Origin of the sequence: Chryseobacterium salipaludis (assembly GCF_022968825.1) — a bacterium.
GTDB classification, from domain to species: domain Bacteria; phylum Bacteroidota; class Bacteroidia; order Flavobacteriales; family Weeksellaceae; genus Kaistella; species Kaistella salipaludis.
Window position 1 is genome coordinate 239,860 of the sequence record NZ_JALHKS010000002.1, and the last position, 12,560, is coordinate 252,419.

General features: G+C 46.4%; 12 protein-coding genes. 4 read left to right on the plus strand and 8 right to left on the minus strand.

The features are described from left to right. Positions 1–70: 70 nt before the first annotated feature. Entirely contained in the window at positions 71–574 is a 504-nt protein-coding gene (locus tag MVI27_RS03815) for a superoxide dismutase family protein (protein ID WP_246959366.1), read from the minus strand. 128 nt (positions 575–702) lie between these two features. On the opposite strand from MVI27_RS03815, the gene MVI27_RS03820 reads away from it, so the two are divergent. Both MVI27_RS03820 and MVI27_RS03825 read left to right on the plus strand, forming a co-directional pair. Continuing rightward, complete coding sequence (locus tag MVI27_RS03820; protein ID WP_246959367.1) at positions 703–2,916, plus strand: TonB-dependent receptor; 2,214 nt, start codon at positions 703–705, stop codon at positions 2,914–2,916. 135 nt (positions 2,917–3,051) lie between these two features. Further along, positions 3,052–3,693, plus strand: a complete 642-nt coding sequence (locus tag MVI27_RS03825; protein WP_246959368.1) for a tetratricopeptide repeat protein — start codon at positions 3,052–3,054, stop codon at positions 3,691–3,693. Positions 3,694–3,732: 39 nt separating this feature from the next. Here the strand turns inward: MVI27_RS03825 and MVI27_RS03830 are convergent, their stop codons facing one another. Continuing rightward, complete coding sequence (locus MVI27_RS03830) at positions 3,733–4,260, minus strand: hypothetical protein (protein WP_246959369.1); 528 nt, start codon at positions 4,258–4,260, stop codon at positions 3,733–3,735. Positions 4,261–4,556: 296 nt separating this feature from the next. On the opposite strand from MVI27_RS03830, the gene mnmA reads away from it, so the two are divergent. Further along, a complete protein-coding gene (mnmA, locus tag MVI27_RS03835) occupies positions 4,557–5,744 on the plus strand; it encodes a tRNA 2-thiouridine(34) synthase MnmA (protein ID WP_246959370.1) in 1,188 nt (395 codons plus the stop codon). A 92-nt stretch (positions 5,745–5,836) separates the two neighbouring features. Here the strand turns inward: mnmA and MVI27_RS03840 are convergent, their stop codons facing one another. The 4 genes from MVI27_RS03840 to MVI27_RS03855 form a co-directional block, all read right to left on the minus strand. Continuing rightward, positions 5,837–6,574 carry a LytR/AlgR family response regulator transcription factor gene (locus MVI27_RS03840; protein WP_246959797.1) on the minus strand — a complete coding sequence of 246 codons (738 nt, stop codon included), beginning with the start codon at positions 6,572–6,574 and terminating at the stop codon, positions 5,837–5,839. An 81-nt stretch (positions 6,575–6,655) separates the two neighbouring features. Then, entirely contained in the window at positions 6,656–6,949 is a 294-nt protein-coding gene (locus tag MVI27_RS03845) for a 2TM domain-containing protein (RefSeq protein WP_246959371.1), read from the minus strand. Between the two features lie 5 nt (positions 6,950–6,954). Continuing rightward, complete coding sequence (locus MVI27_RS03850; RefSeq protein WP_246959372.1) at positions 6,955–8,265, minus strand: 2TM domain-containing protein; 1,311 nt, start codon at positions 8,263–8,265, stop codon at positions 6,955–6,957. 142 nt (positions 8,266–8,407) lie between these two features. Continuing rightward, positions 8,408–10,528, minus strand: a complete 2,121-nt coding sequence (locus MVI27_RS03855; RefSeq protein ID WP_246959373.1) for a carboxy terminal-processing peptidase — start codon at positions 10,526–10,528, stop codon at positions 8,408–8,410. 135 nt (positions 10,529–10,663) lie between these two features. On the opposite strand from MVI27_RS03855, the gene surE reads away from it, so the two are divergent. Continuing rightward, complete coding sequence (gene surE, locus MVI27_RS03860) at positions 10,664–11,431, plus strand: 5'/3'-nucleotidase SurE (RefSeq protein WP_246959374.1); 768 nt, start codon at positions 10,664–10,666, stop codon at positions 11,429–11,431. Between the two features lie 364 nt (positions 11,432–11,795). Here the strand turns inward: surE and MVI27_RS03865 are convergent, their stop codons facing one another. Together MVI27_RS03865 and MVI27_RS03870 are read right to left on the minus strand one after the other, a co-directional pair. Continuing rightward, on the minus strand, positions 11,796–11,888 hold the full coding sequence (locus tag MVI27_RS03865; RefSeq protein WP_416346212.1) for a DUF2256 domain-containing protein: 93 nt from the start codon (positions 11,886–11,888) through the stop codon (positions 11,796–11,798). After that, positions 11,885–12,514, minus strand: coding sequence for a flavin reductase family protein (locus tag MVI27_RS03870; RefSeq protein WP_246959375.1), 630 nt, complete (start codon positions 12,512–12,514; stop codon positions 11,885–11,887). The genes MVI27_RS03865 and MVI27_RS03870 overlap by 4 nt, the downstream gene beginning before the upstream one ends. Positions 12,515–12,560: the final 46 nt, after the last annotated feature.

Sequence of the window (12,560 nt, forward strand, 5' to 3'; positions counted from 1 at the left end):
CGGGATTTTTATTATTGCGTAGGGAAGTAAATTTCTCTTTATTTTCCCCAAGCTTATTTACAGCGAATTTTTACTTAATCTCCACACAACCTACGCGTCCGCCTGCGTTTCCGGTTGGCTGGGATTGGAAATCGTCTTTATCCGCGTGGATAATGAGCGACTTGCCCAGAATATTTTTCGTTTCATCGCTGCAGCCCAAGCACCATTTATCGGTTTTGAACGTCAGCCGGGCAGTGCCGTCTTTATCAGCCATTAAATTTCCGATGTCGCCCATGTGGTGCTCATCTTTCCCCCATTTGCCGTGCATTTCATGCGTAGGGTTCCAATGGCCACCAGCCGATGAACCATCAGCAGAGGAGCAGTCGCCAAACTCATGGATGTGTACCGCATGAATTCCCGGCGTGAGTTTATAAGCATTTAAATCAAGGGAAACCATTTTACCGGACTGCTTAAATTCAGCAGTGCCCTGAGTTTGGGTGCCGCTTTTGGCGTTGATAGCGTAATTCTTGGTGGTTGTACAGGAAACAGCGATGGCCGCTGCACACAATACAGTAGAAAGCGTAGCGATTTTCATAAAGTTTATTTTTTATTGTTTTTAATGTGGCGTAATCTACGGTTCAGTTGCAGAAAAGCACCGTTTAGTGGATTATTTTTTCAGCAAATGTTATTCCGTAATAGCTTTACCGGTGTAAAATTACAATAATGAAACTACAACTCCGCTTCTGTATTGGTCTGTTTTTAATTCAAAGTGTCTTGTTACACGCCCAAACGCAAGTCAGCGGGACTGTTACTTTCCGCGGGAAACCCATTTCGGATGTTTCGGTTACTTTAAAAGACAGCTATGACGGCAGCACCACCAATCAGGAAGGGTTTTATTCTTTAACAACAGAAGAAACCGGTCCGCACACGCTCGTTTTTTCGCATCCAAAATATACGAGTTATGAAACCGCCGTCAACCTGAACGGACAACCGTTGAAAACAGATGCGCAACTTGCAGAGCAGTTCTCGGAAATTGATGCCGTTGTTATTTCCGCCGGCTCCATTGAAGCTAGTGATCGCAACCGTGCGACGGTTTTATTGTCTCCGCTGGATATTTATACGACCGCCGGAGCCAACGGTCAGATTACAGCCGCACTGGAAACTTTGCCCGGTGTGCAAAAGGTAGGCGATATGGCCGGCTTGTTTGTGCGTGGCGGCAGCGGCCGGGAAACCCGCTTCTATATGGATGATACGCTGGTGAACACCTTTTTCGGCAACACGGTTCCCGGGCTGAAAGCGATGGACCGGCTTGATACTTCTTTGTTTAAAGGCAATGTCTTTTCCAGTGGTGGCTATTCCGCCGCGTACGGACAGGCACTTTCTTCCGTGCTGATTCTGGAAAGCATTGATATTCCGGATGAGAATGCGGCAAATCTCAGCATTTCACCTTTATTTATCAGTGGAGGCTATCAATATGTTAATCAAAACCAAAATACGTCTGCAGGAATAAATACTTCATATTCCAATTTAGGACTGATGACTGATTTGCTTTCTTTTAATACTGATTTTAAAAAAGCGCCGGAAAGTATCGGCACCAAATTTAATTTCCATCATAAAACCAAAAGCGGCGGCATGTTTAAATATTACGGAAGCCTGGATGCGAACCGCGTTGGTGTACAGCGTGAAAGTCTGGAACCGGAAGCCGACACAGAACAAACTTTTCTGAAAGGTAAAAACACGTTTCACAGTTTATCCTTCCGGCAGAAAACCGGTGCGTGGTTACTGCAGGCAGGAGCGTCAGCAACCTATAATAAAAATGAAATTGATCAACTTTCTTTGCAGGCAGAAGAAAAAATAGCTGAGACTGAAATTATCAAGGCCGACACTTATTTTAATGTCCGCGCCACGGCAGAAAGAAAAATTAACCGAATATCCGCCGTGCGCGCCGGGATAGAATACAATGACAGCCACGAAATCACCAGGCTTTCCTTCCTGCCGCAACCATTGCAATATGATGATCATCTGACGGCCGGTTTTGCCGAAACCGATCTGGCTTTCAGCAAGATCTTTTCAGTGAAAGCAGGAGTTCGCACCGAATACAGCGATTTGCTGAAGCGCTGGAATATCGCACCACGCCTGGCGGCCGCTTACCGTTTCTCAAAAAACCTTACGGCTTCCCTGGCCACCGGAATATATTATCAGACGTCTGAAATGCAGCTGGTCAGCACATATGTTCCTGATTATGAAGGAGCGACACATTATGTATTTCAGCTGGAGCAAAATATCAGCGGGCGTAATCTGCGACTGGAAGGTTTTTATAAAAAATACGACCATCTTGTTCAGACAAAATTTTTAAATCACCAGGAAACGGCGGTGAATAATGACGGGAAAGGATATGCGGGCGGTGCCGAACTCTTTTGGCGCGACCGCAAAACGCTGCCGGGAATTGACTACTGGATTTCCTATTCTTACCTGGATTCCCGCCGAAACGACAGAGTGTATGACCGCATGCTCTTTCCGGACTTTGCAGCCGGCCATACGGCTTCTCTCGTGGCGAAGAAGTTTGTGACCCGATGGAAAACAGGATTTAATGTTTCCTATACCTACGCAACCGGACGACCGTATTATCATTTTCAACCGGACGCCACGGGAAGTTACATACTGCAAAACCGCGGAACCACACCGTCCTACAGCGCCCTGAATATAAGCCTAAATTATTTGCCAAATCTGGGAAAAGCCGACCGGAAATCATTTATTGTTTTTGTTCTGGCACTAAATAATGTGCTCGGCGAAAAAAATGTGTACGGTTATCAGTTTTCCGGAGATGGGTTGCGAAGCCGGGCAGTAACACCAGCCAGCAACAGTTTCATTTTTGTGGGAGCGTTCATCAGCTTTGGAACGGACCGCACAGAAGAAGCCATTAATAGCAACCTCTAATATCTATCATCTGAGTGTCTCCTAACTAAATATCTATTATCTGAATATCTATTTTCTAAACATCTGTTCTCTAAATATCTATTCTCTAAATACGACTATCTTTAAACCCTCCAAATCACTTTTAAAATTATTATTATGAAAAATTTATTGTTACTGTTTGTTTGTCTGTTGTCGCTTTCGTTAGCCGGACAAACTACTTACGAAAAGGCCATGACCGAAAAAATCGCGCAAATGGACAAAGCCAAAACGCCGGAAGAATTCACGGCTGCCAGCCATGCTTTTATCAGGATTGCCGAAAAAGAGAAAACGCAGTACCTGCCCTACTATTACGCAGCACTCAGTACGGTGGCGCGCGGACGGGTCATGATGCGCAACGACGATTTTTCCACGATGGATGCGATCACAACCGAAGCGCAAAAGCAACTGGACAAAGCCATCGAGCTCAATAAAGACGACAGTGAATTATATGTGGTGCAAAAAATGATTCACGGCCTCAGAATGCTGGTGAACCCGCAGGAACGGTACATGACGGAAAGCAAGCTGGGCTTGCAGGCACTGGCAAAAGCGGAACAACTGTCGCCGGAAAATCCACGGATTACGCTGCTGCGTGCAGAAGACATGTATTTCACGCCGGCGCAGTTCGGCGGTGATAAGGAAAAAGCCGTTCAGCTGTTCCAAAAAGCGCTGGCGCAGTATGACCGATTTAAACCCGCCACCCCACTCCACCCGAACTGGGGAAAAGAAGAAGCTGTTTATTTCATCAATCAAAAACCTTAAGCAAAACTGCCGCAGCTGAAGCTGCGGCAGTTTATTTTTTTATAAGCCGAACACAACGCCCACACTCGGCACAAAACCGCTGCTGAAGACGGATTTATCTTTATCATACAACACATTGTACATCCCGCCAATCTGGAGGTAGGCACGGTCGCCGATGCGCTGCATAAAGCCAGCACCCAGATACAATGCCGTTTCATCCCCCGAATATTTCAGATTGTTTACTTTGTTTTTCTGATTAAAAAAGTATTCCTGAAATAGAGCGCTCAGGTAAAAATTGCGGCCGATATACTGATTCAGGAAAGGGCCGACACCCACCGTTGTTGCTGAATAATACCTGGAGTTGGTCCAGGTGAAATTACCGGCCAGTCCGGCTTCCGTACTTTCAGTGAGTTTGTATCCTACGCGCGGTGAGAGGTACACCGACGTAGCACTTCCACTGCCAAAAGAACCGCCAAGACCGGCCGAACCGCCAAAGGTCCAGCGCGAATCTGATGCTACTGCAGAAGTGAATTGTGCCTGCAATGAAACCGAAAGGATCACAAATAGGAAAAAAGCTGCCTTTTTCATGGGGTGAGATATTTCAGATAAAAGTACAGCTTTTTAAAATCATGAGTGAATCTGGAAAAATTTTCACGTGAAACAATGTCCAGAAACTTCCCTAATAGCCCCGATTGAACGGCCTGTCTGAGCTCTGCCGCGCCGGCGCCAGCCGGCGCGGCAAGCGAGTAGTGAAAGCGGGACCGCACGTGAACGAATAATCCCAACTGCCTGCTCCAAAAGAATTTTGTGATTATTGTTGTAAATTTGCAACCCTCTGGGGGCGCGTGATTATTTGTGTCTCAGAGGAGTAAACAAATTTGGTTATGAAAATTGTAGTTGGCCTTTCCGGCGGTGTGGATTCCAGTGTGGCAGCGTATCTGCTCCAGCAGCAGGGGCATGAAGTGGTGGCGCTTTTTATGCGTAACTGGAATGATGCTTCGGTGACGCTGGAAGATGAATGTCCGTGGATTGAAGACAGCAATGATGCACTGATGGTCGCGAAAAAACTCGGCATTCCGTTTCAGGTGATTGATATGAGCGAGCTCTACAAGGAAAAGATTGTGGATTATATGTTCGCCGAATATGAAAAGGGCCGCACGCCGAATCCGGACGTGCTATGTAACCGCGAAGTGAAGTTTGATGTATTCCTGAAAACAGCATTGGCGCTGGGCGCTGATAAGGTGGCGACTGGCCATTATGCGCGGGTTGATTCGACTACGGACGAAAACGGAAAGGAAATTTTCCATTTGCAGGCCGGCAAAGACCAGAACAAAGACCAGTCGTATTTTTTGTGCCAGCTGAGTCAGGAGCAACTTTCAAAGGCTTTATTTCCGATAGGCGAACTCACCAAACCGGAAGTGCGCGAGATTGCGCGGGAAATGGGCCTGGTGACCGCTGACAAGAAAGATTCACAGGGACTGTGCTTCATCGGGAAAGTGAGTTTACCCACTTTTTTGCAGCAACAACTGGAGCCGAAGGAAGGTGATATTGTGGAAATTTTTAAAGATTTTCCCGGTTTCCAGCAGCCGCTGCCGGAATTTTCGACGAAGGAAGAGGAGCTGGAATATTTATCACGAAAGATAAATTACAATAAAAACGTCGGCAAAGTCATCGGCCGGCATCCGGGCGCGCATTATTTCACCATCGGGCAGAGCAAAGGGCTGGGAATTGGCGGTCATGCGGAATCATGTTTCATTATTTCGCGGGATATGGAAAGCAACACGCTGTTCGTGGGCGAGGGCAAAAATTTCCCGGGCTTGTTCAGCAGGGTGATTCGTATTGCACCGGAGGATGTTCACTGGGTTCGCGAAGACCTGCGTCTGGAAGAGGGTGGGCAGTTAGAAGTACAGGCGCGTATTCGTTATCGTCAGCCTTTGGAGCGGGCCACTTTGCATCAGTTTGCCAGCGGTTTGTATCTGGAATTCGAGCAGCCGCAATCTGCGGTGGCGGAGGGCCAGTTTGCGGCGTGGTATCGTGGTGAGGAGCTGCTGGGGAGCGGGGTGATTGGGTGAGGGAACTTTTACCCTACCACTAAGTAAGAGCACTACAACATCGGCGAAATCAGCCGTGTATTTCTAAAAGTAGAATCCAGTCCATAGGCAAATCAGGCGCTGAGCCAGTCTTTAAAATCTTTTACGCGCTCGCGGCTGACGGTAATTTCAGTTTCGGGCTGAAAACGGAGATGTACTTTGTACACGGGCGAAGTATGAATGTTTTCAATAAAATCTGAATTGATGATAAACTGCCGGCTTACCCGGTAAAAGCAGCGGCTGTCCAGCGAGTCCTGTAGTTCATCGAGCGTGAAATCGGTTGGGTACGCGCGGTCTGCAGTTTGCAGATACACTATTTTATTTTCCGTCCAGAAGCAGGCAATTTCCGTGGTTGGGATAATTTTCAGGTTGTACCCTACTTTCACTAAAATTCTGGAGAGCACCGGCTTACTTTCCCGGATCAAATGCTTCAGGCCTTTCTGTGCCGGAAAATTTTCAGGTAAAAAAGACTTAAACTTTTCAATGGACTGCGCCAGTTCTTCTGGCACAATGGGTTTCAGCAAATAATCCACCGAGTTCAGTTTAAACGCCCGTAGCGTGTACTGGTCGAACGCCGTGGTATAAATAATAAAACTCCGGACGGGAATTTGCTCGAAAATGTCAAACGACAGACCGTCGCCCAGCACAATATCAGAAAATATCAGGTCCGGTGCTTCATTTTGCTGCAGCCAGGCAATTCCCTCTTCTACCGAATGAAGAGTTGCTACCAATGTGAGATCAGGAAAAGAAGCCAGCAGCCGCTGCAATTTGCGGGCTGCCGGTTTTTCATCTTCTATGATAATGGTCGAAATAGTTATCAAGCCTCAGTAATATAAATTAAAACTACATAAATTATGGCAAATGCGCTTTCCTTAACGTAAGCCAATAGAATTTTACTTTCTGTTTTTATCCATCAGTTCGCGGATTTTTCTTTGTTCCCAATCTGCGCCGAAAAGCAGGCCTGGCAGAAACACCGAAGCGCCGTGAGCAGCCAGTCCCACACCCCACAAAATGGCCGTCCAATAAGCATTAATGCTGGAAAAATCTGCACCGGAGCGGTTATTCGCCAGCAGTAGGCCGGCATTAATTACTACATAGACAAGCGCATGGATGTAAAACCCTTTGATTTCTTTCACCCGCTTTTGTGCCATCAGGTATTCCTGTTCGTGTTGGTTGAAGTGTTCCATGGTATTTATTTTTTGTTTTGATTTAAGATTTTCTCGATTTGTTTTTCCTCCCAGTTACGACCCACACCGAAGGTTTGCATGGCGTGGAAACTCAGTCCCAGGCCCCAGCCGAGCATTGGCCACCAGAACCAGTAATACTCCCGTGAAGTCATCAGGTTGACGAATATGAGAAACGGAATGACGAGGCAGTAAGAAATCAGGTTCGAATAAAAACTTTTCAGCTCGCGCACGCGGCGTGCCGCTTTACGATAGGCTTCATCTTGTGTGCGTTCAGTAGCATTCATGATATTTTGTTTTTGATGTAATAAAGGAATATGGACAGCAAAAGTTTCAGGCGTTTCCTCGACGATCACTTCGGCCTTGGTTAACAGCGCGTACCGCTGCACAATGTTCGCAAGACCAATGCCTTCGCGGTCGCTGATGACAGGCCGCGGTTGCAACGTATTTTCCACGATAAGCGTCTCTTTTTCAGTTTTAATGGTAATGTGCAATGGTTTCTGAGCGGTTGCAAAATTGTGTTTAATGCAGTTTTCCAATAGCAGCTGCAATGAGAGCGGAACCACGTAGCGATTTTCAGCTTCAGCCGCTATATTAAAAGTAAAAAGTACACTGTCTTCGAACCTTGTTTTGAGCAGTTCAGCATAGGTTCGTGCAAAATCAACTTCTTCAGCGACAGTCACCGTTTCTTTATCTTTCTGGTCCAGCACATACCGGTAAATTTTAGACATGGAAGCCGTGAAACGCTGCGCCTGCGGCGGGTTTTCATCGATGAGCGCATCCAGCACATTCAGTGAATTAAAGAGAAAGTGCGGGTCCAGTTGGTTTTTCAGGCTTTCAAACCGTGCATCTGCAGCTTTAGCGATGAATTTCTGCCGGATGACCTGTTTCTGTGTGGACGACTTTAAGGCTTTCATAAAACCGCTGGCGTGCAGTATTGCAGAGATCAGCAGCGCAATATTAATCGTCAACCAGTGAGAGAGCGCCATCGAACCTTCAAAGAATTTGGACACCGGCCGCCCCTGAAACCAGATAAAATTAATATAATCACAAATCAGCACCAATACGATATTCACGATCAGCGTCGCGATGATTCCCAGAATGGTCCGGATTCGCGTTTTGGTTTCCCAGGGATATTTGCGGCTCAGATAATCATTCACCACGCCATTCCCGACAGCAATCGTAAAACTGTACAGAAAAGCGAACGCCATATTCACGAGGTAATTCTGCCATGTCTTCACCGGCGTGAAAAACACGAAGCTGGCATTCCCGATAAAAAAGGTAATCCAGGCAATGGTGATCAGGCTTTTGCGTTGCATCTTTTTTAATTATAAATCAAATGTAGTCCAGACGGAGCAAACCACAAATAACTTTTGACTGAACCGTCCTTTTCCGGTGCTGAACGGTACAAAAAAAACCACCGGCAGATTCCGGTGGTTTGTGTGTAAGTGATATTGACATCTATTTCATTTCTGCCATGGTATTGACAGCTTCCTGCAAATAAAGGTCGCGCTGCAGGTTTTTCGTCCAGTTCTGCGTCTTCTTGCGGAAGGCTTCATCTTTCTTCTCGCGGATAACTTCATCCGGATTCAGGTTAAAGCTGAGGCCGTTATTAAATTTCTGCAGAACTTTGTATTTCTTCAGCTGTTCCTTGCGGGTTTTCATGACTTCATTAAACTTCGCCTGATTCAGCGGAATACTTTCTTCTTTATCCAGGTTTTCTTTCCATTGCGCAGATTCCTGAATCAGCTGGTAAGTACGGTTGTTTTCCAAACGCGCTTCGCTGCTCTTCTGCAGGGCTTGCACCGCGAAGTAGTTCACCGGACGGTAGTCTGCAGCCGGAATCTTGTCCCAGGCTAGCGCATGGTCATCATACCGCTCACCGATTTCAGAGTAGGTAAAGAAGTCCTTCATCCGGATATCCGACTGGATTCCCTTACGCTGCGTGGATTCCCCGCTCACACGGTAGAATTTCTGAATGGTTAGTTTCAAAGAACCGAAATCATCTGTAGTGTTCAGGAAACGGTTCAGGTCCACAAAGGTTTGCACAGTTCCCTTACCAAATGACTGCGGCGAGCCTAATACCAAGCCGCGTCCGTAATCCTGCATCGCACCGGCTAAAATCTCGGAGGCGGAGGCGGACAGTTCATTCTGCATAATAATGACCGGGCCGGTCCAGATGGGTGTGCTGTTTTTATTGCGCAGCGTCTGGATCTTTCCGGTTCCTTCTTTTACCTGAACATAGGTACCGGTATCCATGAACAAGCCCATGATATCGCCTACTTCGGTTAAGCTGCCGCCGCCGTTATTACGCAGGTCCAGGATAATTCCCCGTACGTTCTGCGTTTTCAGTTTTACGATTTCATTTTTAATGTCATCTGAAGCGTTACGTCCCTTGGCGTCTTCAAAATCAGCATTAAAGCTCGGCAGGTGAATGAAACCGTATTTCTTGCCGTCCGGCGCATTCACCACCAGGCTGCGGGCAAAGGTATCTTCAATCGCCACCTCTTCACGTGTCATCGTAACTTCGCGCACGGTTTTGTCTTTCTTTTCAACGGTCAGCGTCACTTTCGTGCCTTCCTTTCCGCGGATCAGGCGTACGGCTTCATCCACGAGCATGCCCACCACGTTCACGGCATCTTCTCCCGGCTTGGATTTTACTTTCAAAATCTTGTCGCCTTCCGACAGTTGCTTGGATTTCCAGGCAGGCGCACCGATCGTCAGCGGCCCTAAATACAAATAACCTTTTTTCTCCTGAATAACGGCACCAATCCCGATGATTTTTCCTTTAAACTGACTGTCGAATTCTTCCTTATTTTTAGGAGAATAGTAATTGGTATGCGGATCAAACACCTCGGTATAAGCGTTCATGTACACAGTGAACCAGTCTTTTTTGCTGCGTTTCTTGAAACGGCGGAAGGTATCGGTAATGAGTTCTTTTACTTCCTGAGTTGCCTTTGTGCGTTTTTCATCCGCTGTCAGCACTTCCAGTTTAATGGTATCCTGTAATTTATGACGCTGTACAGAATCCTTCTTTTCACGCTGGGCTTCTTCCTTGGCTGTGAGTGATTCCATTTCCTGCAGAATGTTGTATTTAATATACTTTTTCCATTCTTTCGCCATTTCTGCTGTGTTGGCAGGATGTTGTTTCGCTTTGGGTTCCAGAATCAGCGTTTCATCTTCATTTAAATCGATGGGTTTGGCCAGGATATCCTGGGTTATTTTATCGAGTTCGTCCACGCGCTGGTACAAACGGTCAACCGTCAGTTTATAAAAACGCAAATCGCCCTGATTCAGATAATCATCCAGCTTGGTTTCGTGCTGCGCAAATTCCGCCATATCTGATTTCAGGAAATACCTTTTGGCAGGATCCACCATTTCAAAATAATGTTTGTACACTTCCTTTGAATAGGCATCATTAATCGGTTTTGGGGCATAATGCAGATAACTGAGCGTGTTTTTAACGCTGATCATAATAGTCGACATCTTTTCGTCGTCATTCTTCGGCGCATTAAAACAGAAAACCAGACAGGTAAACGGGATTAACAGCAGTAAAATATTCAGTTTAAAATTTTTGAACATATGGGTATAATGATATTGAATAATTAGTTGCGAATTTCTGCAAATGTTACAGCGGGGTATAAACAATCAAAATTAGTACCTTCTCTCCTACCGCGCACTATAATTTAAGTAAATTTGTGGAAAACTCCGATTTATATGAAAAAACCGCTGATATTGGTTACCAATGATGATGGAATTACCGCTCCCGGAATTCGCCACCTGGTGGAATTTATGAACGAAATTGGCGACGTGGTGGTCGTGGCGCCCAACAGCCCGCAGTCCGGAAAGGGACACGCCATTACAATTAACTCAACGCTGACCTTTGAGGAAATTACACTAGACGGGCCGCAATCCGATTATTCCCTGAGCGGCACGCCGGTAGATTGCGTGAAGTTTGCCCTGAATCAGATCTTGACGCGCAAGCCGGACCTGGTGGTTTCAGGAATTAACCATGGTGCGAATTCTTCTATCAACGTGATTTACTCGGGAACCATGAGTGCCGCTGTGGAAGCGGGCGTGGAAGGTTTACAGTCGATTGGTTTTTCACTGCTCGATTTTTCTTGGGACGCCGATTTTACACAGGCCAAAGAGTACATTCAGGATATCGTCCGGAAAGTGCTGGACAACCCGCTGCCCAAAGGTGTGGTGCTCAACGTGAATATCCCGAAACTGACGAAAGAAGAAATTAAAGGTGTGAAAGTTTGTCGCCAAGCAGATGCCAAATGGGAAGAAAACTTCGATGAGCGGATTAATCCGCACGGTAAAAAATACTACTGGCTCACCGGCTATTTCAACAATATGGATTCCGGCCACGATGCGGATGAAACCGCTTTATCTGATGGCTATATTTCCATCGTTCCGGTTAAGTTTGATCTGACGGCGCATGAACATCTCGCGCAGCTGCGCGGCGTGTTGGAATGCTGATTTATTTTAAAGAAAAAATGTGAACCCGCCGCAAGCTGAGCTTGCGGCGGGTTAATGTTGGGACAGATATGTAGTATAGTCCTTGTGCATTGTTTTTATTCGATTTAGCGAATTGTTACGCATTTCAGAGAGGAAGCCCCGAGACCTCACATTATTCTAGCATCAATATTATTTAATCACGAAAACCTCGAAAGGATAATATCATTAGGTAAATTTTTAAAGACAGCTGCAGATTCTCTGCACGACCTAGAAAAACAATCGAATAGCTATACCGAAATCAGCATGTGTACAAATCTCTAGTTAAATTTAATGTTTCACGTGCCACCTACCTTTTGCATTTCTTACTGCAATATTGCACCTCCTCCTAAACCTTTTTCCATTTCTTGCGCCAGCTGAACGGGCGGCCGCAGGTTTTGCAGACCTTGGTGGGAAGGTGTTGTTTCTTTATTCCTTTCATAACGGTTCGGGTAGGCGGTCTTTTTTGGCGTAGGACAGCCGTTCAATTTTTTGAGTGGTATGGTAGCTGTCCAGGCCACTGCAGGTTACCGTTTCAGCCTGTTCCAGATCGATGAAACCATCGCTGCCGATGAATTCCTCCGCTACCAGCACGTGCGTGATTTTCCTGATCAACAAGGTAGTGTCGTTGATTTCGATATCCGTCTTTTGGACCAGTTCACAAGCGAACTTGATATGGCTTTCCCGGACGAAAGGTGCGTCAAAATCAAACCGGTATTCCGGATGCAAGCCGGTCGCGCTAAATTCGCTGTCACCCTGAGGGTATTTAGCACTGCACTGGTGTGCCTGCCGTACTATACCCGGATGCACGTGGTTGAGTGTGTACTTCCCCATAGCCATTATATTTCCCAGCGTATTAAAGCCAGGTTCTGCCGGACGGACGATCAGGCCGCATAAAGCAGGATTCGCGCCCAGGTGAAACAGGCTGCTGAAGACTGCGAGGTTTTCTTTCCCGTCCGTACTGGCAGTTCCTACCAAAACCAGGCTTTTAAATCCGCCTAAAGAATTGATCAGATTACCGCGAAAGCGGGTTTCCAGTGATTCGAGATCCGCACTGTGATAAACCATAAAACTTTGTATTGAATTAAATTATGTTAGGTGTTTCAAACACTGT